Annotated in this window: 23 protein-coding genes; 12 read left to right on the top strand and 11 right to left on the bottom strand. The window is 70.0% G+C overall.

Features of this window, described 5'->3' with window-relative positions; translation table 11 throughout:
- Window positions 1–135: 135 nt before the first annotated feature.
- Together gcvPB and gcvPA are read right to left on the bottom strand one after the other, a co-directional pair.
- Complete coding sequence (gene gcvPB, locus RYH80_RS07510) at window positions 136–1608, bottom strand: aminomethyl-transferring glycine dehydrogenase subunit GcvPB (RefSeq protein WP_370903235.1); 1473 nt, start codon at window positions 1606–1608, stop codon at window positions 136–138.
- Window positions 1605–2957, bottom strand: coding sequence for an aminomethyl-transferring glycine dehydrogenase subunit GcvPA (gcvPA, locus tag RYH80_RS07505; RefSeq protein ID WP_370903234.1), 1353 nt, complete (start codon window positions 2955–2957; stop codon window positions 1605–1607). The genes gcvPB and gcvPA overlap by 4 nt, the downstream gene beginning before the upstream one ends.
- A gap of 374 nt (window positions 2958–3331) precedes the next feature.
- On the opposite strand from gcvPA, the gene RYH80_RS07500 reads away from it, so the two are divergent.
- Window positions 3332–3862 (top strand): DUF2062 domain-containing protein, encoded by a 531-nt coding sequence (locus RYH80_RS07500; RefSeq protein WP_370903233.1) that lies wholly within the window; start codon window positions 3332–3334, stop codon window positions 3860–3862.
- Window positions 3863–3961: 99 nt separating this feature from the next.
- On the opposite strand, the gene udk is transcribed toward RYH80_RS07500, so the two are convergent.
- Window positions 3962–4663: a uridine kinase gene (gene udk, locus RYH80_RS07495; RefSeq protein ID WP_370904681.1), complete on the bottom strand. Its 702-nt coding sequence runs from the start codon at window positions 4661–4663 to the stop codon at window positions 3962–3964.
- Between the two features lie 549 nt (window positions 4664–5212).
- On the opposite strand from udk, the gene RYH80_RS07490 reads away from it, so the two are divergent.
- The 4 genes from RYH80_RS07490 to RYH80_RS07475 all read left to right on the top strand — a co-directional run bounded on the left by RYH80_RS07490 (window position 5213) and on the right by RYH80_RS07475 (window position 9450).
- Window positions 5213–6163: a branched-chain amino acid ABC transporter permease gene (locus RYH80_RS07490; RefSeq protein ID WP_370904680.1), complete on the top strand. Its 951-nt coding sequence runs from the start codon at window positions 5213–5215 to the stop codon at window positions 6161–6163.
- Window positions 6160–7521 (top strand): branched-chain amino acid ABC transporter permease, encoded by a 1362-nt coding sequence (locus RYH80_RS07485; RefSeq protein WP_370903232.1) that lies wholly within the window; start codon window positions 6160–6162, stop codon window positions 7519–7521. The genes RYH80_RS07490 and RYH80_RS07485 overlap by 4 nt, the downstream gene beginning before the upstream one ends.
- A complete protein-coding gene (locus RYH80_RS07480) occupies window positions 7514–8581 on the top strand; it encodes an ABC transporter ATP-binding protein (protein WP_370903231.1) in 1068 nt (355 codons plus the stop codon). Before RYH80_RS07485 ends, RYH80_RS07480 begins: the two co-directional genes overlap by 8 nt.
- 149 nt (window positions 8582–8730) lie before the next feature.
- On the top strand, window positions 8731–9450 hold the full coding sequence (locus RYH80_RS07475; RefSeq protein WP_370904679.1) for an ABC transporter ATP-binding protein: 720 nt from the start codon (window positions 8731–8733) through the stop codon (window positions 9448–9450).
- 67 nt (window positions 9451–9517) lie between these two features.
- Here the strand turns inward: RYH80_RS07475 and RYH80_RS07470 are convergent, their stop codons facing one another.
- Window positions 9518–9901: a DUF7091 family protein gene (locus tag RYH80_RS07470; protein WP_370904678.1), complete on the bottom strand. Its 384-nt coding sequence runs from the start codon at window positions 9899–9901 to the stop codon at window positions 9518–9520.
- 168 nt (window positions 9902–10069) lie between these two features.
- On the opposite strand from RYH80_RS07470, the gene RYH80_RS07465 reads away from it, so the two are divergent.
- From RYH80_RS07465 to RYH80_RS07450, 4 genes are all read left to right on the top strand, one after another.
- Window positions 10070–11233, top strand: coding sequence for an ABC transporter ATP-binding protein (locus tag RYH80_RS07465; protein ID WP_370903230.1), 1164 nt, complete (start codon window positions 10070–10072; stop codon window positions 11231–11233).
- The gene (locus RYH80_RS07460) at window positions 11230–12012 is read left to right on the top strand and encodes an ABC transporter permease (protein WP_370903229.1); all 783 of its coding nucleotides are present in this window, start codon (window positions 11230–11232) and stop codon (window positions 12010–12012) included. The genes RYH80_RS07465 and RYH80_RS07460 overlap by 4 nt, the downstream gene beginning before the upstream one ends.
- Window positions 12013–12078: 66 nt before the next feature.
- Window positions 12079–12705, top strand: coding sequence for a hypothetical protein (locus tag RYH80_RS07455; protein ID WP_370903228.1), 627 nt, complete (start codon window positions 12079–12081; stop codon window positions 12703–12705).
- 159 nt (window positions 12706–12864) lie between these two features.
- Window positions 12865–14568, top strand: a complete 1704-nt coding sequence (locus RYH80_RS07450) for an acyl-CoA mutase large subunit family protein (protein WP_370903227.1) — start codon at window positions 12865–12867, stop codon at window positions 14566–14568.
- A 4-nt stretch (window positions 14569–14572) separates the two neighbouring features.
- Here the strand turns inward: RYH80_RS07450 and RYH80_RS07445 are convergent, their stop codons facing one another.
- From RYH80_RS07445 to RYH80_RS07435, 3 genes are all read right to left on the bottom strand, one after another.
- Window positions 14573–15202 (bottom strand): HAD family hydrolase, encoded by a 630-nt coding sequence (locus tag RYH80_RS07445; protein ID WP_370903226.1) that lies wholly within the window; start codon window positions 15200–15202, stop codon window positions 14573–14575.
- Window positions 15203–15250: 48 nt separating this feature from the next.
- A complete protein-coding gene (locus RYH80_RS07440; protein ID WP_370903225.1) occupies window positions 15251–15634 on the bottom strand; it encodes a hypothetical protein in 384 nt (127 codons plus the stop codon).
- A 61-nt stretch (window positions 15635–15695) separates the two neighbouring features.
- Window positions 15696–16634 carry a sensor histidine kinase gene (locus tag RYH80_RS07435; RefSeq protein WP_370903224.1) on the bottom strand — a complete coding sequence of 313 codons (939 nt, stop codon included), beginning with the start codon at window positions 16632–16634 and terminating at the stop codon, window positions 15696–15698.
- Window positions 16635–16881: 247 nt separating this feature from the next.
- Here RYH80_RS07435 and RYH80_RS07430 point away from each other — a divergent pair, with 247 nt between their 5' ends.
- From RYH80_RS07430 to RYH80_RS07420, 3 genes are all read left to right on the top strand, one after another.
- The gene (locus tag RYH80_RS07430; protein ID WP_370903223.1) at window positions 16882–17664 is read left to right on the top strand and encodes an alpha/beta fold hydrolase; all 783 of its coding nucleotides are present in this window, start codon (window positions 16882–16884) and stop codon (window positions 17662–17664) included.
- Window positions 17665–17731: 67 nt separating this feature from the next.
- Window positions 17732–18781 (top strand): hypothetical protein, encoded by a 1050-nt coding sequence (locus RYH80_RS07425; RefSeq protein WP_370903222.1) that lies wholly within the window; start codon window positions 17732–17734, stop codon window positions 18779–18781.
- Window positions 18782–18881: 100 nt separating this feature from the next.
- Window positions 18882–19628, top strand: a complete 747-nt coding sequence (locus RYH80_RS07420) for a type 1 glutamine amidotransferase (protein WP_370903221.1) — start codon at window positions 18882–18884, stop codon at window positions 19626–19628.
- Between the two features lie 52 nt (window positions 19629–19680).
- Here RYH80_RS07420 and RYH80_RS07415 read toward each other — a convergent pair whose 3' ends face one another.
- From RYH80_RS07415 to RYH80_RS07400, 4 genes are all read right to left on the bottom strand, one after another.
- Window positions 19681–21444 carry a DNA mismatch repair protein gene (locus RYH80_RS07415; RefSeq protein ID WP_370903220.1) on the bottom strand — a complete coding sequence of 588 codons (1764 nt, stop codon included), beginning with the start codon at window positions 21442–21444 and terminating at the stop codon, window positions 19681–19683.
- A gap of 108 nt (window positions 21445–21552) precedes the next feature.
- Window positions 21553–22269, bottom strand: coding sequence for a DUF6338 family protein (locus RYH80_RS07410; protein ID WP_370903219.1), 717 nt, complete (start codon window positions 22267–22269; stop codon window positions 21553–21555).
- Window positions 22270–22354: 85 nt separating this feature from the next.
- The gene (locus RYH80_RS07405; protein WP_370903218.1) at window positions 22355–22672 is read right to left on the bottom strand and encodes a UPF0058 family protein; all 318 of its coding nucleotides are present in this window, start codon (window positions 22670–22672) and stop codon (window positions 22355–22357) included.
- 96 nt (window positions 22673–22768) lie between these two features.
- Window positions 22769–24202 carry an FAD-dependent oxidoreductase gene (locus tag RYH80_RS07400; RefSeq protein WP_370903217.1) on the bottom strand — a complete coding sequence of 478 codons (1434 nt, stop codon included), beginning with the start codon at window positions 24200–24202 and terminating at the stop codon, window positions 22769–22771.
- Window positions 24203–24229 lie beyond the last annotated feature (27 nt).

Below are 24229 nucleotides of genomic sequence, written 5' to 3'. Positions count from 1 at the left end.
GATCCGGGGGGATCACGGCGGGGTTCGGGGCAGTCTCCACCCAGCGCGGTGCAGGGGCAACGGCACCGCGTCGGGCGATTCGACGTAGCGCCGAGAGGGTATTGAAGACACCGGACGTTCAAACGCGCGTTACAGTCACTCGTCGGCCGTCGCGTCGTCGAGCGCGTGCCACGACAGCTTCGGGTCGCGGGCGGCCGACACCTGGTCGATCCGGCTCGCGGCCGTCTGCGTCGGTGCCGCGGCGAGCGTCTCCTCGTCGTCCGTGACCGCCCGGTTGAACGCCGCCGCGAGGTCGTCCAACTCGGCGCGGCTCTCGACCTCCGTCGGCTCCGTCAACATCGCCTCCGGGACGAACTCCGGCCACTTCGTCGTCGGCGGGTGGACGCCGTAGTCGAGCATCCCCTTCGCCACGTCCGCGGCGTCGCGGTCGCCCGCCGTCGCCGCGAACTCGTGGTGGAACGGCTCGTAGGGGACCTCCAGGTCCAACTGCTCGGCGAGGTAGTTGGCGTTCAGCGTCGCCTTCGCGCTGGCGTCGCGCAGCCCCTCGTCACCCAGCCGGGCGATGTAGGCGTACGCCTTCGCCAACACGAGCCAGTTGCCGTCGAACCCGTGGACCTTCCCGATGGACTCCGGTGGGTCGTACCGCTCGTAGGTCAGGTCCTCGCGGTCCGCGCCGTCCGCGACGACCTCGCCGTCCTCGTCTCGGGCGCGGACGTGCGGTCGCGGGAGGAAGTCGGCCAGATCCGAGACGACGCCGACCGGGCCCGCGCCGGGGCCGCCGCCGCCGTGGGGCGTCGCGAACGTCTTGTGGACGTTGTAGTGCATGATGTCGAACCCCATGTCGCCCGGCCGCCCACGACCCAAGAGAGCGTTGAGGTTCGCGCCGTCGTAGTAGAGCAGGCCGCCGGCGTCGTGGACCAACTCCGCGATGTCCGCGATGTCGCGCTCGAACAGCCCGACCGTGTTCGGGTTCGTGAGCATCAGGGCGGCGGTCTCCTCGGAGACGGCCGCCTCCAGCGCCTCGAAGTCGACGCGGCCGTCCTCGCCCGACGGGAGTTCCACGACCTCGTAGCCCGCCATCGCGGCGGTCGCGAAGTTCGTCCCGTGGGCCGAGGCGGGGACGATCACCTCGCTCTTGTCGTTGTCGTGGTGGTCGTGGTACGCCTTCGCGACGGTGATCCCGGTGAACTCTCCGGCGGCGCCGGCCGGCGGCTGGAGCGTCACCGCGTCCATGCCGCCGATCTCCGCGAGGTACCGCTGGAGGTCGTACCGGAGCTTCAGGTTCCCCTGGACGGTCTCGTCCGGGCGGTCCGGGTGGACGGCCGCGTTCTCGTCGGCCGCCACCTCCTCGGTGAACTTGGGGTTGTACTTCATCGTACACGAGCCGAGCGGGTACGACCCCGACTCGACCCCCCAGTTCATCTGCGAGAGCCGCGTGTAGTGACGCGCCAACTCCGGCTCCGACAGCGACGGCAACTCCAGAGAGTCGCGCGTCAAGTCGTCGGGGAGTGCCGATCCCTCGCCGGGCTTGACCTCGGTCGTGTCCTTCTCCGACAGCAGGGGTTGGTACCGCTCGTCGTCGCCGTAGCGTGCCTGATCGTACCTCATGTGGCCACCTCCCGGACCGCCGCGACGAAGTCGTCGACGGCGTGTTCGTTCGTCTCCGTCACGCAGACCTGCAGTCGTGTGTCGTCGAGCGTGTGGACGGCGAACCCACGGTCTCGCAGCGCCGCCGCGGCGGTCTCGGCGTCCGCGACCGCCGCCTCTCCGACGCTCACGGGGAACTCGCGGAAGTGGTGGCGGTCGTGGACCGGCGCGGTCACGCCGTCGATCTCGTCGAGTCGCGCCGCGAGGTCACTCGCCCGCCGGACCGACGACTCCGCCAACTCGGCGAGGCCGTCGGCACCCAGCGACGCGACGTGCATCGCCGTCCGCAGCGCCACCCACGCCTGATTCGTACAGATGTTCGAGGTGGCACGCTCCTTGCGGATGTGCTGTTCGCGGGTCTGGAGTGTCAGTGTGAACGCCCGCCGGTCGCTCTCGTCGGTGCTCGCGCCGACGAGCCGTCCCGGCACCTGCCGGAGGAACTCCTCCTTACAGGCGAACAGTCCGGTGCCCATCCCGTCGGCCGTCGGCAGCCCCAGCGAGGCCGCCTCGCCGACGACCACGTCCGCACCGACCGCGGCGGGTTCTTCCAGCAGGCCGAGCGCGACCACGTCGCTGCCGTAGGTGAACAGCGCGTCGGCGTCGTCGGCCACCTCGCCGACCGTCTCCAGTGCGGGCTCGATCGCGCCCGTCGCCGTCGGCGTCTCGGCGTACACGAGTACGGTGTCCTCGGTCGCCGCGCGGGCGAGTGCGTCGGTGTCGACGGTGCCGTCCGCGTACGGGTACGTCTCGACGGTCAGGTCCGAGCCGTCGACGTAGTTCTCCAACACCGCCCGCTTCCCGTCACGCAACTGCTCGGGCACCAACACTTCCGTCCCGGAGACGGAGCGGAGTCGTTCGGCCAGCAGCGCCGCCTCGCCCAGCGCCGTCGCGCCGTCGTACATCGAGGCGTTGGCGACGCCGAGGCCGGTCAACTCCACCAGCATCGACTGGTACTCGAACAGTGCCTGCAGGAACCCCTGCGTGATCTCCGGCTGGTACTGGGTGTAACTCGTGAGGAACTCCGACCGCAGCGAGAGGTTGTCCACCAGCGACGGGACGTAGTGGTCGTAGTGGCCCCGTCCGAGGAACTCCACGAGGTCGTCGTTGTCCGCGAACGTCTCGCCCAACTCGGTGACGACCTCGCGCTCCGAGCGCTGCTCGATCCCCAACTCCCCCTCGAAGGCGACATCGTCGGGGATGTCGAACAGCTCGGCCTCGGTCTCGACGCCGAGTTCCTCGAGCATCGCCCGCGTCTCGGCGGGGGTGTGCGGTGCGAACGGCGTCCCGTCTCGGCGGCCGTCACTGCTCACGCGCCCCACCTCCGAACGGCGGCGTCGCGGTCGTCGAGAACGAGTCTCCGCGTCGGCGTGTGTGCATATTCGTCCAAGCGGCCGCTCGATAATGAGTGGTTCGTTACCGGCCGCTGACGGACCCACGGCGCTCGGATTGACTCGTCTGTGAGTTTCCGACTGCACGAGACGCTACACCGGAACTTCGGTCTCGGTATGCACGAACACGTACAGACGAACGTGTGCGGTGCCGGGGAACGCCCACGGACGCGGGTGGCTCTCCGAGCGGACCCGACGGCGTCGTCGTGTCTCGTCACGCACTCTGTCTCACCTACTCGTCACACACTCCATCCCACCCACCTCGCTTATGCCGTCTCGGCGCGAACGTCGGACGAATGACGCCCGCGCTCCCGACGGTCAGGTCACGGCTCGCCGCGCTGTGGGAGCGGGTGAGCACCGTCCGCGAGCGGCCGGGGGCGGCCCGCGAGCGACTCGCCGCGGGACTGGAACGGGCCGTCGTCGGCGACCACACCACCGTCGAGGTGGCGGCGACGTTCGCGCTCGGGACGGTCGTCGTCGCCTTGCCCACGGCCGGCGGCGCGATCCCCCTGTTCGCGGCCGTGGCGTACCTCTCCGAGCGCGCGAGCAAACTCGCCCTGGCGGCGACACTGGCCGTGTTCAACCCCCCGGTGAAGTGGGCGATCTACGGGGGGAGCTACTGGATCGGCGAGCGCCTGCTCGGCCCGGTGCCGGGGGCGCGGCCGACACCCGAGACGCTGCGCTCGCTCGACCCGGCGCTGGGGACGGACGTGCTCGTCCGCCAACTGCTCGGCAACGTCGTCCTGGCGGTCGCCCTCGCGGTCGTCGGCTACGTCGTCGTCTACGCCGCCGTCGACTGGTACCGACGGCGACGCGTCGAGGGGTAGGGACGGCAGTTCTCGGCCGTCACGAGAGAGCGGCGGTCGTCAGTCGTCGCCTGGCGAGGTGGCCTCGGCGGTCGCCGTAGCGGGGAGTCGCGTCGGCGATCAGTCGTCGCCGAAGGAGGTGGTGTCGTCGACGCCGTCGATCTCGCGTTCGAGCGCGCCGCGTTCCCAGGTTCGGGTCGCGTCGCCGTTCACCTCGGCCTGGAGTTTCTCCTCCAAGAGGTTGATCGCGACGCTGTTGGCGCCCTCCGGGATGACGAGGTCGGCGGCCTTCTTCGTCGGCTCGATGAACTGCTCGTGCATCGGTTTCACCGTCGAGAGGTACTGGTCGATCACACCTTCCAGATCTCGGCCGCGCTCGATCACGTCACGTTCGATCCGCCGGAGGATGCGTACGTCCGCGTCCGTCTCGACGTACAGACGCAGGTCCAGCATCTCGTTGATCTCGTCGTCGTACAGCGAGAGGATCCCCTCGAGGATGATCACCTCCGTCGGCTCGACGGTCTCGCGCTCGTCCTTGCGGTTGTGGATCTCGAAGTCGTACTGTGGCATCTCGACGGGCTGCCCGGCGAGCAACTGCTCCAACTGCTCGCGCAACAGGTCCCACTCGAAGGCGTCCGGGTGGTCGTAGTTGACCTGCTCGCGCTCCGCGAGGTCCATGTGCGAGAGATCCTCGTAGTAGTTGTCGATCGGGATGCGGGTGACGGACTCGCCGACACTCTCGGCGATCAGTCGCGACACCGTCGTCTTCCCCGCGCCCGTGCCCCCTGCGATCCCCACGACGAACGACGGGTACGAACTCATCGTCTGCACGTGGCTGAGACACCGAACGGTTTGAGGACACCGCTTCGTCCCCTCCGTGTGGACCCACGACAGGAGTCCCCGCCGTCCGGCTCACACGGGTCGGCGAGGTCTCCTGCGGGCTCGCGAGACGGCTCCCACGACGGAGAGTCTCCTCTCGGAGACGGCCGCGACGGCCTACGACCTCGGACGCCCGAGACGACACCCACCGAGCGGCCGCGAGACGCCGTCCGGACGGCGACGAGCCCCGCTCGGGTGGCCGGTCGGCCCCGCTGGCTCCCCGGGAGAGGCCGCGGGATCGACGGACGGCGGCGGGACGGACCCCACCCACCCGTGCCGGGGTGTTTAAGACGTGTGAGTATGTTACGTACGAGTGAGACACACATGGGCGTGACAGAATCGTACGATCGGGGTCGGGAGGTCGTCGAGGCGAACCCACTCGCACTGGTCTTCGGGTTCCTCGTCGTCCTCTTGTTCGTGAACCTCGGCACCCGACTCCTCTCGGGATCGGTCCAGGTCTCCGAGGTGGCCGTCCTGGTGAAGGACGGCCTGATGCGGGGGCTGGTGATCGGCCTCGCCGGGATCGGCCTCTCGATGACGTACAGTATCCTCAACTTCGCGAACTTCGCACACGGCGACTACATCACTGCGGGTGCCTTCTCCGGGTGGGCGACCACCTACCTCGTCGCGGGCGGCTTCGGCTCCTCGGCCAACGTCGGGTCGTTGCTGTTGGTCGGCGCCGGTGGCTCCGTCTTCGGGGGCGCACTCGGGATCAGTGCCACCCAGACGCCGCTGGCGGTCGTCGCCGGGATGCTCGTCGCCGGTGTCGGGACGATCGCACTCTCGCTGGTGGTCGACCGCCTCGTGTTCGAGCCGGTGCGTGACCGCTCGGGGATCACGCTGTTGATCACGAGCATCGGCGTCGCGTTCGCGCTCCGGTACGGCATCCAGTTCGTGTTCGGCCCGGCCAAGCGCGGGACGACGGCGGCCGGCGCCGTGCCGACCGCGTCGATCCCGTTCGTCGACGGGACGCTGCGCGTCACCGCACACGACGCCGCGTTGACGCTGGTCGGTGGTGGACTGATGCTCGGCGTCCACCTGCTGCTCCAGCGGACCAGACTCGGGAAGGCGATGCGTGCGATGGCCGACAACGAGGACCTCGCCCGCATCACCGGCATCCCGACCGAACGGGTCGTCCGGTTCACCTGGATCATCGGCGGCGGACTGACGGGCGTCGCCGGCTACATGTTCGTGCTCTGGAAGGGGACGCTCGGCTGGTTCGACGGGTGGATCCTGCTGTTGCTCATCTTCGCGGCGGTGATCCTCGGCGGGATCGGCTCGATCTACGGCGCCATCGTCGGCGGCCTCGTCATCGGGTTGACGGCGTCGCTGTCGGTGCTGTGGATTCCCTCGAGCTTCTCGCGGGCCGCCGCCTTCCTCGTGATGATCCTCATCCTGATCGTCAAACCGACGGGGCTGTTCTCCGGGAGGTCGACGGCATGACGAGCGACGCGTCCGACGGCGTCGCGACCGACGGTGGGACCGCGGCCGACGAGCAGAGCCCGCTCGCGGCGGTGTGGGAGGAGGATCTCGTGAAGATCGGCGTCTTGCTCGCCGGGATCTACCTCGCGTACCTGCTCGTCGGGGTCCTGCTCGACTACGGCGTCCGGGGGCAGTTGAACTCCGTCGCGACGTTGACGTTCTACGTCGCGCTGTTCGCGCTGCTCTCGCTGGCGCTGAACCTCCACTGGGGGTACACGGGGCTGTTCAACATCGGCATCGTCGGCTTCATGGCGGTCGGGATCTACGTGATGGCGGTCGTCTCGAAGGCACCGGCGACGGAGGCCGCCGCGGGCAGCGTCGGCGGGCTCGGGCTCCCGCTGTGGGTCGGGGTGATCGCCGGCACGGTCGCCGCCGGGCTGCTCGGGTTGGTCGTCGCGCTCCCGGCGTTGCGTCTCCGGGCGGACTACCTCGCCATCGTCACGGTGGCGACCAGCGAGATGGTGCGGTTCACGTTCCTCTCGGGCACCTTCGAGCGGTTCGAGGTCGGGGACCTCGTGATCGGGTTCGGCGGCGGCTCCGGCCTCCTCTTGGACTTCGGTAGCCCGGTGGAGGCGCTGTTCGACGCGTTGTTCCTGTCGGCGGTCCACGACGCGTTCGTCGGGCTCGTCGGCGCGGTCATCGAGAACAACCCCCGGCCGGTTGCGAACAGTCTGTTGTACGGTGGGCTGTTGCTCGTCGCCGTCGCGGTCTACTACCTAGTGTTGACGCGGCTCGGCAACTCCCCGTTCGGCCGGGTGCTGAAGGCGATCCGCGAGGACGAGGACGCGGCGAACGCGCTCGGGAAGGACACGAACGCGTTCAAGACGAAGGCGTTCGTCGTCGGCTGTGCGCTGATGGGGTTGGGTGGGATCCTCTGGTACATGACCAGCGGGGCGATCACGCCCAACACCTACCGGCCGCGGCTGACGTTCTTCATCTGGATCGCGCTGATCATCGGTGGGGCCGGTTCGAACACCGGCAGCGTGATGGGTGGGGCGCTGTTCGCCGCCGTGTTGTTCCAGGGGCCGCGGTTCCTCCAGAGTGTCGTCGCGAACTTCGTCGAGGTGGAGGCGCCGTCCAGCTTCGGCCAGGCGCTGGCGCCCATCTCCGCGAGCGGGGACCTGGTGCCGCTGGGGTTCTACGTGCTCGACAGTGTCCGCCAGCTCCAGTTGATCGTGATGGGGCTCGTGTTGATCTTCCTGATGCACCGGCGCCCGGAGGGACTGCTCGGCCACCGGAAAGAGCCGGCGGCCGGCGTCCGACTCGACCGCCGCGGCGGAGACAGTGCCTACACCGACGGGGGTGAGACGGATGAGTGACGACGTGGACGTGACCGCCGAGACGGCCGCGAACGAGCCGACGAGCGCCGGGCGTGCAGACGCCGAGTCGACGAGCGCCGGGCGTGCAGACACCGGAGCGGCCACGGACGGCGAGACGGCGGTGGACGAGCCGTCGACGACCGGCGGCGAGTCGACGACCGCCGACGACGGGTCGGCGACTGCGGGATCGGAGGCGGCGGAGTCGACGGAGAGTCGTGGTGCCGGCGCACCCGGCGGGACGGCGGCGACGTCGGACGACCTCGTCGGCGGGGAGGCGGCACCGGACGCCGACGACGTGCCGCTGCGTGTCGACGGGCTCCGCAAGGAGTTCGGCGGGATCACGGCGGTCGACGACGCCACGTTCCAGGTGGAGGCCGGGACGCTCACGGGGTTGATCGGTCCGAACGGCGCCGGCAAGTCGACGACGTTCAACTGTATCACCGGCGTCCACGAGCCGACCGCGGGGACGGTCACCTTCCGCGGGGAGGACATCACCGGCTTGGCGCCCCACACCGTCGCCCAGCGCGGGCTGGTGCGGACGTTCCAGATCGCCCGCGAGTTCTCCGAGATGACCGTGTTGGAGAACCTGATGCTCGCGCCGGGCGGGCAACGCGGGGAGTCGCTGTGGCGCAGCGTGTTGCCGTTCGTCCGGGACTCCGTCGTCGACCAGGAGTCGGAGGTGTTGGAACGCTGCTGGGAGACGCTGGAGTTCTTCGAGATCGACCACCTCGCTCACGAGTACGCGGGGAACCTCTCGGGCGGGCAACGGAAGCTGTTGGAGCTGTCGCGGGCGCTGTTGACGGACCCGGACGTGATGCTGTTGGACGAGCCGTTCGCGGGCGTGAACCCATCGCTGGAGGAGCGACTGTTGGAACACGTCCACGACCTCCGCGAGCAGGGGTACACGTTCCTCATCGTGGAACACGACATGGACCTGATCATGGAGAACTGTGAACACGTGATCGTGATGCACCAGGGATCGGTGCTGACGGAGGGGAGTCCCGAGGCCGTGAAGTCGAACGAGGACGTGATCGAGGCGTACCTCGGAGGTGACGTGTGAGCGAGACCACCGCGCCGGACGACGCCGCAGAGGCGACGGACGCCGCCGACGCCGGGGACGCGGCGACGACCGACGATCCGTCGGGCACGGGTGGCGCGCCGAGCGGAGCCGACGGGACGAGTAGCGAGCACGCGGGTGCGGCCACGCAGATCGACACGTGGGAGGACGCCCTGTTGCAGGTGCGCTCGCTCGACGCCGGCTACGGCGACCTCCAGATCCTCTCGGACGTCGACATGGACGTTCGCGACGGGGAGTACGTCACCATCGTCGGCCCGAACGGCGCCGGCAAGTCGACGGTGATGAAGTCCGTCTTCGGGTTGACGAGTCACATGGGTGGCACCGTCACCTTCGACGGGACGGACATCACCGGGATGAACCCCGAGGAGATCATCTACGAGGGACTCGGCTACGTTCCGCAGAACGACAACGTGTTCGGCGCGTTGACCGTCCGCGAGAACCTCGAGATGGGTGCGTACATCCTCGACGAGACGCCACAGGACGCGTTGGACGAGGTGTTCGCCCGCTTCCCCATCCTGGAGGAACGGCAAGACCAGAAGGCGGGGACGATGAGCGGGGGTCAACAGCAGATGCTCGCGATGGGGCGGGCGCTGATGTTGTCCCCGGAGATGCTCCTCCTCGACGAGCCGTCCGCCGGGCTGGCGCCGGACCTGGTCGAGGAGATGTTCGACAAGGTCGACGAGATCAACGACACCGGGACGGCGATCCTGATGGTCGAGCAGAACGCCAAGGAGGCGCTCCGGCGGTGTGACCGCGGCTACGTGCTCGTGAGCGGGGAGAACCGCTACGAGGACGACGGCGACGCGCTGCTGGCCGACGAGACGGTCCGGCAGGACTTCCTCGGCGGGTGACACCGCGCCGCGGGAACCGGTGGCGACTCCGTCGCGCGGTCTCTCCCGTTCCGTGTCTCGGTGACGATCACCAGGTCTCGACACGGCCCTCACACACGTCCTCGCGACACCCCTCGCAGTCGGGGTTCCCGGCCTCGAAACAGTCGGGACGGCCCGCCTCGTCGACGGGGACCGCGCGCCGCTCGACGTGGCGCCGGCAGACGATCCGTGCGGCGCCGTCCCCGTCGTCCGGCAGGTCGAACGTCGCGGGCGGGACCCGTTCGGCGTCCTCCGGCGGCGGGTCGGCGCCTGCACCGCCGTCTCTCCCGTCGCTGCCCTCGCCGCCGTCGTCGCCGTCGCCGCCGGCGCCGTCGCCGTCTCGCCCCTCGCGGTACGCCCGGACGCTCTCGGCGTACTGTCGCCCGGCTTTCCGGGCCTGCTGGCGGACGGCGCGACGTAGGCGGTCTCCCAGTGGCACGGGCACACTTCGGTGTCCACGAGTGTAGGCGCTTCGCCACCCGCGGCCGCCGTCCGGTGTGGCATCACAATTTCGATGGTCCGACCGCGTCGAGGTGGTTGACGGTCGCCGTCGGACACGCGCTTCGACACGCTTAGGCGCGGCAGGCGGCGACCGTCCGGTATGAGCGAGGAGCCGGTCGTCCGCGCCGCGGGGGTGCGGAAGACCTACGGCGACACGGTGGCACTCGACGGCGTCTCCGTCGAGGTGGCCGCGGGCGAGGTGTTCGGCCTGGTCGGCCCCAACGGCGCCGGGAAGACGACACTCGTCCGGGCGCTGACGGGGACGACGCGCGTCGAGGGGACGGTGTCGGTGTTCGGCACGCCGCCGGCCGAGAGCGACCGCTCGCGGATCGGCCTGCTCCCACAGGAGTTCGCCCCCGCGGGGCGACTCACGGTCCGCGAGCTGCTCGCCTACTACGCCGGCCTGTACGACGAGTCGCGCGCCGTCGCGGACGTGCTCGCCGACGTGGGGCTGACGGACGCCGCCGACACCTGGTACGAGGACCTCTCCGGGGGCCAGAAGCGCCGCGCATGTGTCGGTGCGGCCCTGGTCAACGACCCGGACCTGCTGTTCTTGGACGAGCCGACGACCGGGATCGACCCGGCGGGCCGTCGCGCCGTCTGGGGGTTGGTGGAGTCGCTCGCAGACGCCGGCACCGCCGTCGTGTTGACGAGCCACTCGATGACGGAGATCGAACGACTCAGCGACCGCGTCGGACTGCTCCGGGAGGGGCGACTCGTCGCCGTCGGCCCGCCGGCGGAGTTGGTGGCCGACCACGCCGGGCCGCCGCGACTCGTGATCGGCGTCCGTGACCGCGAGGAGACCGACCTCACTCCCGGTGCAGACACCGACCGCGCTCCCGGCGACGACGCGCCCGACGCCGTCGCGACCGACACGGCCGCGTCCGACACGACTGCGACCGACACGGCACCGACCGACCCGGCCGCGGAGGCACTCCGGGCGGCCGACTTCGCGGTCGCCGTCGGCGACGGCGAGGTCGCCGTCGAGGGTGTCGGTCCGGACGAGATTGCGGCGATCGTGGACACGCTCGAGGCGGCGAGTGTCGACTACGAGTCGCTGACGTGGGCCGAACCGGGGTTGGAGGACGCCTACCTCCGGCTCACCGGCGAGACGTTCGCGGGACTGTCCCGTCCCGGCGCGAGCGCGGTCGCCGCGACGGGTGTCGACGCTGCCGAGGGTGACCCCGCCGCCAACGACACGTCAGACGAGCGTGGCGACGTGGCGGGTGGCGGTGACGACGCGGCCGAGGAGGTGGACGCGTGACCCGCGTCGGACGGGTGCGTGCGGAGGCGACGGCTGCAGCGCGGTCCTTCCTCCGGCGGAAGACCGCCGTGTTCTTCACCTTCTTCTTCCCGGTGATCCTCGTCGTCGTCTTCGGGGCACTGGTCCGGACCCAGCCCGGCGGTGGCGGGCTGTTCGCCGCGCCGGCGTCGTACTACGTCCCGGGCTACCTCGCGACGGTGGTGTTGTTCACGCCGCTGTCGCGGGTCGGCTCCGAGATCGCGCGCCACCGCGACGACCACCGCTTCGAGAAGCTCGCGACGACGCCGCTGTCCCGCGGGGAGTGGCTCGCCGCACACACCCTCGTCAACCTCGGCGTCATCGGCGCCGCCAGCCTGCTGATCCTCCTGCTGGTGGTGTCGCTGACGGGCGCCGGGGTCCCGCTGACCGTCGAGACGCTGTTGCTCGTCCCGTTCGTCGCGCTCGCCGTCGTGCTGTTCTGTGGATTCGGCGCGATCCTCGGCCGCGTGGCGGACTCTCAAGACGGCGTGATCGCGGCCTCGAACACCATCGCCCTGCCGTTGTTGTTCCTCTCGGACACGTTCCTCACACCGTCGCTGTTGCCCGACTGGTTCGGCACCGTGGAGTACCTCTCGCCGCTGACGTACTTCGCTCGCGGCGTGCGGACGCTGACGTTCGACCCCGCGGGGACGACGCTGTCGACACCGCCGCTGGGGACCGTCGGGAACCTCGCGGTGCTCGCGGCGCTGGCCGTCGTCTTCTTCGCCGTCGGTGCCGTCGCCGTCCCGCGGACGGAGTGACGTGATCCACTCGACTCCGTCGGCGCCCACAGGTTTATCGCCGCGTACGGCGGACGGAGAGACGAGATGCGAACGCGCGGCGCGACACGAGTGGCGGTCGTGGTCCCCGTCTGCTGGCTCCTCGTCGGCGTCGCCGGTGCCCACCAGTTCGTCGCCTTCCAGTCGCCACCGGCACCCACGACGAGCGGCGACGCCGTCGCCGTGGACGCGAACCTCCACCGTGTCGACGCCGCGACGCTGCGTGTCGCCGGTCCCGAGGCGTTCGAACTCGTCGTCCGGTTCGCCGACGACGAGGACGGGCGCGTCCGGCTCCGCCTCGACACCGCCGCCGTCGCGGACGGACGCGACACTCCGCCGGTCACGGCCGAGAGCGGGCGCGTCACCGGTGTCGAGACGACGGCGGCGCCGGACGGCCCGCTCCCGCCCGGCGAGTACGACCTCTCGCTGTCGATCCCACGTGGCGTCGGCGACCGGGTGACCCTGGCGGTCCGCGCGGCGCCCACCGACGCGGGGACGACGACCGAGGCGCGGTCGAGGACCGAGTCGGGCGACGCGACCGCCGGAGCGGCGCGAGCCGACACGAGTTCCGCGACGGAGGCGGGCGTGTCGCCCCCGCTGGTGCTCCTCGCGCTGCTGGCACCGGGGGCGGTGGTCGCAGCCCTCGCCGTCGCGAGCCGCGTCGTCGGGGAGTGAGGACACCACCGCCCCGACAGCCGAGCGTCGCCGCCCGCCCGGCTGCCGTCCACCCGTTCCCGGCGGAACCGCCCACAACCCGCCGTAGCGGACCGGAACACGGAGACGAGTGAACGATCGACCCGAACGGTTAACCTCCCGACGACACTCTCTCCGTCCATGTACGACGAGGACGACCTCGCGTCGATCCGCGAGTCCCGCGAGGAGTGGGAGACGGAGACGCGCGACCCGGTGTTGGACCGCCACGGCGAACGGAAAGACCGGTTCGCGACCGTCTCGAACCTCGAAGTCGACCGCCTGTACGGCCCCGAGGACGTGGCCGACGTCGACTTCGAGGAGGACATCGGGTTCCCCGGCGAGGAGCCGTACACGCGCGGCCCGTACCCGACGATGTACCGCGGCCGGACGTGGACGATGCGACAGTTCGCCGGGTTCGGTACCGCAGAGGAGACCAACGAGCGGTTCCACTACCTCACCGACAACGGCCAGACGGGGCTCTCGACGGCGTTCGACATGCCGACGCTGATGGGGAAAGACTCCGACGACCCGCTCGCGGACGGGGAAGTCGGCAAGGAGGGCGTCGCCGTCGACACGCTGCGTGACATGGAGATCCTCTTCGACGGGATCGACTTGGACGAGGTGTCGACCTCCTTCACGATCAACCCGAGTGCGCCGGTGATCTACGCGATGTACATCGCCCTCGCCGACCAGCAGGGGGTCGACCGCGACCAGCTCCGCGGCACCATGCAAAACGACATGCTCAAGGAGTTCATCGCGCAGAAGGAGTGGGTGATCCCCCCGGAGCCGTCGCTGGACATCGTCACGGACACCGTCGAGTTCGCGGTCGAGGAGACGCCGAAGCTGTACCCCATCTCCATCTCCGGGTACCACATCCGCGAGGCCGGCTCGACGGCGATCCAGGAACTCGCCTTCACACTGGCGGACGGGTTCGCGTACGTCGAGGACGCGCTCGACCGCGGGCTCGACGTCGACGAGTTCGCGCCACAGCTGTCCTTCTTCTTCAACTCGCACAACTCCATCTTCGAGGAGGTGGCGAAGTTCCGGGCGGCACGACGGATCTACCAGCGCGTGATGGGCGAGTGGTACGACGCCGAGAAGCCGGAGTCCAAGCGGCTGAAGTTCCACACCCAGACAGCGGGGCAGTCGCTGACGGCCCAACAGCCGCTGAACAACATCGTCCGGGTGACGATCCAGGCGTTGGCGGGCGTGCTGGGCGGTACCCAGAGTCTCCACACGAACTCCTTCGACGAGGCGCTGGCGCTCCCCTCGGAGAAGGCCGTCCGCGTCGCGTTGCGTACCCAGCAGATCATCGCCGAAGAGTCCGGCGCGGCCGACTCCGTCGACCCGCTGGCGGGCTCGTTCATGGTGGAGAGCCTCACCGACGAGGTCGAGGAGAAGGCGATGGCGTACATCGAGGAGATCAAGGAGATGGGCGACGGCTCCGTCCGCGACGGCGTGTTGACCGGGATCAACGAGGGGTACTTCCACCGCGAGATCCAGGAGTCCAGCTACGAGTACCAGGAGCGTGTCGACGCGGGCGAGGAGGTCGTCGTCGGCGTCAACCAGTACGAGATCGAGGAGGACACGGAGCCGGACCTGCTGTCCGTCGACGAGGAGGTCCAAGACCGGCAACTGGAGCGGCTCGAATCCGTCAAAGAGGAGCGCGACGACGAGGAGGTGCGGGCGGCACTGGCGGCGTTGGACGACGCCCTGGACACCGACGAGAACGTGATGCCGTACATCGTCGACGCGGTGAAGGCGTACGCGACGATGGGCGAGATCATGGACGTGTTCGAGCGGCAGTACGGCTCCTACCGGGAGACGGTCGGACTGGCATCGTGAGCGCTCACTCGGTCATCTCCGCGACTACGGCCGGGAACCCGGCGAGTCCGTCCACGCGGTAGTCCGGTTCTCGAAACGGCTCCACGCCGTCCCGTTCGACCCACACGGACCGCATCCCGACGGTCTCGGCCATCAGCAGGTCCTCGTCGTACTCGTCGCTGATCATCGCGACCGGTCGGTCAGTGTCGGCCTCCGAGAGACACGCGACGTAGCCGCGCGGGTGTGGCTTCGCTCGCTGGATCGCGGAGGAGACGACCAGCTCGTCGAACCACTCGCGCACGCCGTGGTCGGTCAACACCGTCTCTACCCACGGCTGGACCGCGTTCCCGAACAGGAGCAGGGTGTGATCGGCGGCGAGGTCACGGAGGACGTCGGCGTGTACGTCCGGTAGCTCTGGGTCGAGCCACCGCTCGTCGAGGTACTCCCGGCACGCGGCGGGCGAGGCACCCGTCACCGTCTCGAGGAGATCGAGGTACTCCGCGGTACTCTGGAGGAAGCCACGCTGGTACGCGAAGTACGGCAGCGCGACGCGGCGCATCTCCGTCTCGGGGTCGACGCCGAGTATCTGCGCGGCCTGCTCGTGGGGGTCGTCGTGGTGGACGACGACACCGCCGTAGTCGACGACGAGGTGCACGACCGACCGGGACGACCGGCGGACGCTTCAACCCACCGTCGGCCCGATTCAGAGTCGTTCGACGTTCACGGCCTTGTCGTCGAGGTACACGTCACTCGACCCCTTCTCCATCCGGAGCCCGTGGTAGCGGACGCCGTGGGCCGTGAGCCAGCCGACGGTCTCGTCGGCGACGCGCCACGGGCGGGCGGTCCAGACGATGATCGTGTGGCCCCGCGAGTACAGTTCGTCCACCACGTCGAGGACGTGTTCGTCCGGCTCCGCGCCGAGTCCGTCCTCCCACCACGGGTCGCCCTCGCCGGTGGTGAGGGTGCGGTCCACGTCGACGGCGATGCGTGCGGGGTCGCGGTCGGCGCGCGCCTCGACGGCGTCGGCCACCGCGGCCGGGTCGGCGTCGTCCGGCAGATCGCCGAGTCGTAGCGAGTCGTCGCTCACGGTCGTCACTGGGACGAGCCGCGAATGAGCGTTCCGGTCGCGTGTGGACGTGGCTCGTGGCTCACCCGTCGACGCGCTCGACGCCGTCGCAGACGACGCGAGCCCCGCCGGTGGGACTGTCGGCGACGCGCACCACCCAGCCGTGAGCGTCCGCGACCGTCGCGACGATGGCGAGCCCCAGCCCGGTCCCGTCGCGAGCGGTCGTGTACCCCGGTTCGAACACGGTCGCGCGCAACTCCTCGGGGACTCCCGGCCCGTCGTCGTCGACGGCGAGCCCGCCGTCGACCCACCGGACCGTCACCGTCACCGACGGGTCGACGCTCGACACCTCGTCCTCGTCGCGCTCGCTCGCTCCAGTCTCGCGATCGCCGGCGTCGCCGTCGCTCGACGCCTCCTCGGTCGTCGACCGTGCCGCACCCGTCTCCGTCCCGTGCTCGACGGCGTTGCGGAACAGGTTCTCGAAGAGGCCGACGAGCCGCGACTCGTCGGCGACGACGACGGCGTCCGTCTCGACGACGAGGCGCGCACGGTCGGTCCGGACCGTCTCCCAGGCGGTCGCGGCCGCCGCGCGGACGGACACACGCTCCGTCTCGACGGCCGCCTCGCCGACTCTGGCGAGCGTGAGGTGGTCGTCGATCAACGTCTCCATCCGGTCGACGGCGGTGCGACACCGGTCGACGGTCGCCGAGTCCGCGTCCTCGTCCGCCGCGAGGTCGTCCAACGACCCGGAGAGGACGTTCAACGAGTTCCGCAGGTCGTGGGCCATCCCCGCGGCGGTCGCGACGGCACGGTCTCGCTCCTCGTCCGCGCTCCCCGTCGCGTCGTCTCCGCTCGCGTCGCCGCTCGACTCGCCGTCGTTGCCCGCACCCTCCTCGTCGTGGTCACGATCTACCGCTCCCGACGCCGCGAGGCGGCGCCCGGAGTCGGCACTGTGCTCCCCCAGCACCGGTCGGCCGGGGCTCCCGCCCCGTCCGACCGGCGAGTAGTTACGGTCCGACACACACTCGTTACGCGACGCCCCGTTAAGTGTCTTCTACAGGTCGAGCAGGGCGAGTGCCTCGGGGCCTGTCCCCGAGGTACTTCACGGGTCTACACTCGTGTGCCACTTGCGGAACCCGCCCACGGGCGCGCCACTCCCGCCACTGACGTTCCTGCGACGATCCGTCACCGGCGTTCCGATCGCTCGCCACGACCCTCGCAGGTGTCGGACCGCTACGTTCAACTCGCCGGGAGCGGAACCGACGGGTGTGCCGTACGCGACTGCCGGAGACTGTCGGATCTACTACGAGACGGACGGACGGGGGAGCGTCGACGGGACCGAGACGGTCGTCTTCCTCGGGGACCTCGGGTTCGGGCCGTGGCAGTGGGCCTGGCAGGCGGGGTCGCTCGCGGGGCCGTTCGAGACGGTCGTCCCGACCACCCGCGGCTGTGGCCGCTCGGACGCCCCGGCGGGGCCGTACGACGTGACGGATCTCGTCGGCGACCTGGAGGCGGTGTTGGCGGACGTGGGCGTCCGCTCGGCACACCTCGTCGGCGCGGGACTCGGTGGGCTCGTCGCCGTCCACGCCGCACGCCGACTGGCGCGCCCGGAGAAACTCGTGTTGCTCGGGACGCCCCCGGCGGGGACGGAGTACGACACCGAAGCACTGGCGGCCGATCCGGCCGACGAGGCGGCGCTGCGGGCGACGACGGAGACGGCGCTGTCGGCGTCGTTCCGCGAGGCTCGGCCCGAGGCCGTCGACCGGATCGTCGGGTGGCGCGGCGACGAGGACGCGACGCCGGACGCACGGACCGCGCAGGCGGCGGCGCTGCGCGAGGCGGACGCGACGGACTGGCTGTACGAGGTGACGAACGACGCCCTGGTGGTCCACGGGCGTGCAGACGAGATCTGTCCGCCAGCGGCGGGCGAGGCGTTGGCGCGTGACCTCCCCGGCGGGGAGTTCGTCGGGATCGACGACGCCGGCCACCTCGTCGGGATCGAGGCAGCCCGCCCGGTGAACGACCGTCTCCACGCGTTCCTCGGCGAGTGAGTGGCCGTCCCCAGTTTCGATGCGGTGTGCCACAAACTACTTTCTCTCGCGGCTACACGTACCCAACGTGACGGCGCGACGAGACGGATCGGGCGTGGGCGACGGCTCACCGTCGGCGGAGTCGTCGGGATCGCACTCGGAGGTGCCGACGGAGTCGGACGGCGAGGCTCCGGAGACCCTTCCGAGTGACGAGAACCCGAGTACGGAGCCGTTCGACGGCGGGACTCCGGCTCCGTCGACCGGTGATCGGAGCCGGTACACGCTCCGGACGGCGACGATGCTGGCACTCCAGGCGGTGCTGACGGCGGTCGTCGTCTCGGCGACCGTCGACGCCGCTCGGCTCCCGGGGTTCGTCCCCGACCCGCTGGCGGGACTCTCGGCCGGCGCGGTGACGCCGACCGTCCCGCCGTTCGTCTACACGTACGCCACGCTCGGCGCGCTGGGGTACACGTTCACCCGCGTGGTGAACGTCGGTCCGACGGCCGAGCGGCTCACCGACTGGACGATCCGCGTCCTCGCCGCGCTCCCGCTGGCCGCCGGCACGTACCTGTTCGCGGCGCTGCTGCTCCCGGAGAGCGTCACCGGCGAGGGGAGCGAGGCGAGTCGCCGACTCCTCGCCGGACTCGCATTCCTCACGGGTCTCTTCGTCGACCTCGCGTACCGCCGACTGAGCCAACTCGCACGACGACTCGTCGGCGACACTGGTGGTGAGAGTGGCGGGGCGTCTGCCGACGGGAGCGGCGGATCGAGACCCGACGAGATCGGGACGTCGAGTTTCGGTGGGACTCACGAGTCGACGTCCGACGGGAGTCGCGACTCGGGTGTCGACGACACCCGCGACTCGACCACCGGTGAGGCCGACGACTCGACCACCGGTGAGGCCGACGACTCGACCACCGGTGAGGCCGACGACTCGACCACCGGTGAGGCCGACGACTCGACTACCGGTGATGCCGACGACCGATCCGGTGATGCCGACGACCGATCCGGTGATGCCGACGACCGATCCGGTGATGCCGACGACCGATCCGGTGATGCCGACGACTCGACTACCGGTGATGCCGACGACCGATCCGGTGATTCGACGGGGTCCCGTCCCGTCGACGCCGACTCGTGAGCCACGACACGACGGCACTCGCTCGTGGGTCACCGCGCGACGACCACCGCCGTCGCGGCGCGCAAGACACTTCCACGCGAGTCGCCGAGTGGTGGGTACCGTGACCGACCTGCGATTCGCCCTGTTGCACGCGGCCCACGACGACGACAACACGTCGCGGAACTTCCGCCGGGAGTTCGACGCGACGCTCGTCGAGTTCGACGCGAACGCCGCCGAGTTGCCGCCGCCCGTCGACCCCGACACCGCCGCGACCCCCGGTGCCGGCGAGTTCGACGCCGCCGTGATCACCGGCTCGCGCTCGTCGGTGTACTGGGACGAGGCGTGGATCGCGGAGTTGCTCGACTGGGTGGAGGACGCCGCCGACGCCGGGCTCCCGATCCTGGGCGTCTGTTACGGCCACCAGGTGCTCGCGGAGGCACTCGGCGGGCGCGTCGCGGGGATGGACGACTTCGAGATCGGCTACAACGAGGTCCGGCACGACGGCGACACCCTGTTCGACGGCATCGACGAGTCGTTCACCGTCTTCACGACCCACGGCGACACGGTCGTCGAACTGCCGGACGACGCCGTCGAACTGGCGTGCAACGAGTACGGCGTCCACGCCTTCCGTCGGGGACGCTGTTGGGGCGTCCAGTTCCACCCAGAGTACGACCGCGAGACGGCCCGCGAGGTGACCGAAGGGAAACGCGACCGCCTCGCCGACGAGCGCGTCGACGCCGTCTTGACGGGGATCACCGAGGAGCACTACGCGGCCGCCTGCGAGGCGAAGCGACTGTTCGACAACTTCGAGCGGGCGGTCCGCGACCCACAGCGAGTCGAGGCGTCACCACGAGCCCGGTCTCCGTGAGTCACCGGCGGTCGACGCCTTCCCTCTCTGTCTCTCTCGCAGTCCGAGCGTCTCACTCGCCGTCTGGCTCCCAGTCGCCGTCCGCGAGCGTCTGCTGGACGGCCTCCTCGCCGACGGCGGCGGCGAGCCGTTCGAACCCCCGTCTGTCCGTCCGGTCGTCGGCGTTGGCGACCAGCCGCGAGACGATGAACTCCGGCGTCGACTTCCCGAGACTGCCGAACCGCGGCTGGTAGTCCACCCGCAGGTCCAGGTCGTCGGTCAACCCCTCGGCGAAGATGCCGTCGATTCGGGCGGCGTCCGGTAGCGGCGAGAGGTCTTCCGCGAGGTGAGTGACGTACACGCCGACCGCACCGCGGTCGACGGTCAACTCGACGAGTCCGTTCAGGAGGTCCGCGGCCCGTCCGGGTTCCGTGATCGCCTCGAACTCGTCGACGAGCATCAGCGTCCGGCCGTCGCCGGACAACGGCGGAACGATTGACCGCAGTGTCGACTCCAACACCCCGGCGTTGAACGAGGCGTGGCGCCGGTGGAAGACGACGCTGTCGAAGTCGCCGACGGTCGCCGCGTCGGCCGGCACCGGTAGCCCCATCGCCGCCAGCAGCGTCACCTGACACAGCGTCTCCAGCAGCGTCGTCTTCCCACCGGAGTTCGCGCCCGTCAACACCGTCACGCGGTCGCCAGCGGGGAGACTCGTCCGTCCCGACTCCAACTCGCCGGCGGCGAGGTCGTGGTCGCCGACCGCGTACGTGATCGGCTGTACCTCTCCCTGGAGCGTGAGGTTGCGCGCGGCCACGACGGCGACCCCGTCGCCGCCGAGCCGCGGCCGGATCAACTCGTGTGCGGCGGCGAACCGCGCCAGCGACAGTCGGAACGCGATGTCGTCGACCGCCCCGACGGCCGTCTCCACGTCTGTGTCGGCACCGTCGACGGCGCTACGTAACTCCTCGCGCACCGTCGCGGCGCGGTCGGTCACCCGCCCCTCGAGGTCGTCGACGAGCCCGCGCAGCGTCTCGCCGACGAAGTCCGCGGCGTCTCTGGCCTCGTCGGGGGCGACGGCACGCACCTCCGCGCTCCCGACGCCGGTCTCCGTCGCCACGTACTCCACCGCGGCCGACTGGAACGCGTCGGCGTCGCGTGCTCCGCGTTCGCGGACGCTCTCGACCACGTCGAGTGCGGAGTCGGCCAACTCCGCGGCAGCGTCGCGCCGCTCTCGGAGTCGATCCAGCCGGTCGTCTGCCCCCGTCGCCACCTCGTCGCCGTCGAGGTACCGGAGGGCGTCGGCCGCCTCCCGGAGTGCCGTCTCGTCGACGCCGCCGAGTGCGTCGAAGGTGTCGCCGGTCAACCCGGCCGCACGGAGGTCGAGCACGGCCTCGACGGCGGCCCGGTCGGTGCCGCCGGCCTCGTCGTACTCGTCGAAGGCTGCGACGACCGCCTCGCGGCTCGACTCGCCGAGTCGCTCCCAGGCGTCGCGAGCGGCCGCGACCTCGTCGAGCCGCGTCTCCCGGGCCGCGCGATCGGGCAGCGGGGTGAGCACGCGAATCCGGTCGGCGGCGTGACGCGTCACGGCGTACTCTGCCGCGAGGTCCAACAGGTCGTCGTAGACGCTGCGAGCGTCGCGCGTCGCGAGGGCGTCCATCGCCCCCTCGCCGGTCGCACGCCGCAGGATTCGGGTCGCACGCCCCGGCGTGACCCCGGCGTCCGTGAGCGCGCGCACGTCCGCCGACTCGATGGCCGCAACCGCCGCCTCCTCGCCGAGCGACTCCCGAAGCGTGTCGGCCGTCTTCGGACCGACACCCCAGTACCCCTCCAGTGACATAGCGGGTGCGTGGAGGCGTCTCGACTTGTCGGTGGCGGTCTCTGGTCGGGGCGTTGTTGGGGGAGCCTGTCTGTCACGGACGGCCAGTCACCGGTGACGTCCGGCTCGTCACTTCTCGTCGTCGACTCGTCTCTCGAGCCGCTCGGTATCCTCGTCGGGCTCTGTGTCACCATCGCCGACGTGCCTCTCGTCGAGACCAGGCTCGTCGACTGAAATACGGGCAATCTCGCTCTCGGCGAGGTACACGCGTGCTCCAGAGGGTTCCTTCGACTCGCCGTCTTCTCCGACTACTCTCGGCTCTCGTAGCACCAACTCACGTGGATCGTGATCCCAGGCAGCGAGTTCACCGACGATGACATCCCCACTGTTGGTTTTGACTCTCACGTTTCGGCTGGTGCCTATCTCTACGGACCCAAGTAGTGTACGCCAGATCTTGTTTGACGCTGCTGGAACCTTCGAGATGAAAGCACCCCTCCGCCCGAAAACGAACGCACCTCCGCAGACGAACGTGAGCAGTAAGAGGTAGTTGAACAGCAGTCCCAGTGGTGTCTCGACTCGATCGGCCAGTTCTGCCCACCCGGGTGGAGTCGCAAGCGGAACCCCAGACGAGGTTACCCCGAACGACAGCCAGTGGATCAGGTAGAGGATCACCAGCCCGACGAGACTCACGGTGACACTGACGACCACAGTCTCGAACCGATCGATTTCGGCGTATCGATCTCTCTTGTTCACCTGCTGGAGATAGAGCTTCGTCCCAGCGAATCCCGGAAGTATCAACAGCAGCATCGTTACCAGCTTGAAACTCTGGATCCCACCCAACACCATCGTCGCCAACCGCTAGCGACCGCTCGTCGGAACTACCTTACGAAACACGGGTTCCAACTGCAGCGACACCGACAACGAAAACTGCTCAACTCGACTCCGTCGTCACACGACCACTCTCGTCGACTGTCTCCTCGTCGGACCCCTCCCCGTCGGACACGCCACCTTCGGAGGGAGTTCGCTCGGCCTCGTCGCCGTCACCGTCGTCGACTGCCGCCGCCAGCGCTCCGCCCAACTCCAGGACTGCCTCGGCGTGGTCGTCGCGGGCCGCACGCAACGACATCGGCGTCACCCCCAGCTCGCGGTACGTGTCGAGTGCGTCGTCGGCCACCACGTCACGCTCGGTGAACTCTCGGGCGATCCCCAACAGGAGCCCGTGGACGTGGAGGAGTTCGTTCTTCCGCATGGAACGTGAGACACGTCGGGCAGGCTCTTGAAACCCACAGAATCCACAAGCTTCACTACCGCTCGCTTCGGCGCCTTCCCGACTCCGTCGCCGATCTCACGCCACCTCGCCGGCCAACACCTTCGCGGCGACCAACACCGGGTCCCACACGGGCGAGAACGGCGGTGCGTACGCGAGATCCGTCCGTTCGAGTTCGGCGACGGTCAGGCCACCTTCGAGTGCCGTCGCGACCGTGTCGATCCGCACCGCGGCGCGGTCCGCGCCGACGACGCTGCCGCCGAGGAGCCGCCCGCTCACGCGGTCCGCACACAGCGTCACGGTCGTGTCCGCCGCCCCGGGGTAGTACCCCGACCGGGAGTTCGCGGTCACCGTCTCGCTCACGGGGTCGAACCCCGCCTCGCGGGCCGCCTCGTGGTCGAGGAGACCAGTCCGACCACACTCTACCTCGAACGCCTTCACCGCGGCCGTTCCGGCGACGCCGCCGGTCGGCGTCGGGTCGCCACCGACCGTCGCGCCGACCGCTCGGCCGGCCCGGTTCGCCGTCAGCCCCAGCGGGACCCACGTCCGCTCGCCGGTGACGACGTGCTCCGCGACCGCACAGTCTCCCGCGGCGTACACGTCCGGCACGCTCGTCCGCCCGTAATCGTCGACGGCGACCGCACCCGCCGCCGCCGTCTCGATCCCCGCGTCGGCCGCGATCTCGGCGTTCGGCTGGACGCCGACACCCACGACCGCCAGATCGACCGGCGTCTCCCCGTCCGTGTGTGCGACGCTCGTGAGGGCACTGTCGTCTCCCTCGTCACCGACCAGCGCCCGAACTTCGCAGTCGAGGTGGAGTTGTACCCCTTGCTCGCGGAGTTCCGTCGCGACGGCCTCGCTCACCGCCTCGCCGAACGGAGGCAGCACCGCCGGCCCACGCTGGAACAGGTGGACGTCGAGCCCCCACGCCGCCAACGCCTCGCAGGTCTCGATCCCGACGTAGCCGCCGCCGACGACGGCCGCCGTCGCCGGCTGCTCGCGCTCGGCGTACGCCTGGACGTACGCGGTGTCCGTGTACCCGTTTCCGACCGTCTCCGGGTCGATCGCGCCCGGTGGTTCGAGGAACGCCCGCAGCGCGGCCGCCGAGTCCATGTGGTGGAGCGTGAACACCCCGTCGCGGTCGACGCCGTCGATCGGTGCGATCGCCCGCGCGCCGGTGGCGACGAGGAGGTCCCCGTACGACTGCTCGAACGGCTCTCCGTCGACCGGGTCGACGGTGACGGTTCGCCGTGCCGTGTCGATCGCCGTCACCTCGTGTTCCCGTCTGAGGTCGATCCCGCGCTCCGTCACCTCGTCGGGGGAGAGCGTGGTGAGCGACAGCAGGTCGTCGACCTCGCCTTTGACGTAGTAGGGCATCCCGCAGTGGGCGTACGACACCCACCGGCCCTTCTCGAAGACGAGCACGTCTCTGTCCGGGTCCGTGCGCTTACACTTGCTGGCGGCACTGAGACCGGCGGCGTCCCCGCCGATCACGACGAAGGGGTCCGACACGGCTCTGGCGACGCACAGCGAGGAGAT

The sequence above is a fragment of the Halobaculum sp. MBLA0147 genome (assembly GCF_041361345.1).
In the GTDB taxonomy this organism is placed as follows: Archaea; Halobacteriota; Halobacteria; order Halobacteriales; family Haloferacaceae; genus JAHENP01.
This window is presented reverse-complemented; position numbering and strand designations above follow the sequence as displayed.

Bases quoted from the DNA above. Each gene is read 5' to 3' on its own strand.
- gcvPB (WP_370903235.1), bottom strand. From the start codon at position 1,608: ATGAGGTACGATCAGGCACGCTACGGCGACGACGAGCGGTACCAACCC.
- RYH80_RS07500 (WP_370903233.1), top strand. From the start codon at position 3,332: ATGACGCCCGCGCTCCCGACGGTCAGGTCACGGCTCGCCGCGCTGTGG.
- udk (WP_370904681.1), bottom strand. From the start codon at position 4,663: ATGAGTTCGTACCCGTCGTTCGTCGTGGGGATCGCAGGGGGCACGGGC.
- RYH80_RS07490 (WP_370904680.1), top strand. From the start codon at position 5,213: ATGCGGGGGCTGGTGATCGGCCTCGCCGGGATCGGCCTCTCGATGACG.
- RYH80_RS07485 (WP_370903232.1), top strand. From the start codon at position 6,160: ATGACGAGCGACGCGTCCGACGGCGTCGCGACCGACGGTGGGACCGCG.
- RYH80_RS07480 (WP_370903231.1), top strand. From the start codon at position 7,514: ATGAGTGACGACGTGGACGTGACCGCCGAGACGGCCGCGAACGAGCCG.
- RYH80_RS07465 (WP_370903230.1), top strand. From the start codon at position 10,070: ATGAGCGAGGAGCCGGTCGTCCGCGCCGCGGGGGTGCGGAAGACCTAC.
- RYH80_RS07455 (WP_370903228.1), top strand. From the start codon at position 12,079: ATGCGAACGCGCGGCGCGACACGAGTGGCGGTCGTGGTCCCCGTCTGC.
- RYH80_RS07450 (WP_370903227.1), top strand. From the start codon at position 12,865: ATGTACGACGAGGACGACCTCGCGTCGATCCGCGAGTCCCGCGAGGAG.
- RYH80_RS07415 (WP_370903220.1), bottom strand. From the start codon at position 21,444: ATGTCACTGGAGGGGTACTGGGGTGTCGGTCCGAAGACGGCCGACACG.
- RYH80_RS07410 (WP_370903219.1), bottom strand. From the start codon at position 22,269: ATGGTGTTGGGTGGGATCCAGAGTTTCAAGCTGGTAACGATGCTGCTG.
- RYH80_RS07405 (WP_370903218.1), bottom strand. From the start codon at position 22,672: ATGCGGAAGAACGAACTCCTCCACGTCCACGGGCTCCTGTTGGGGATC.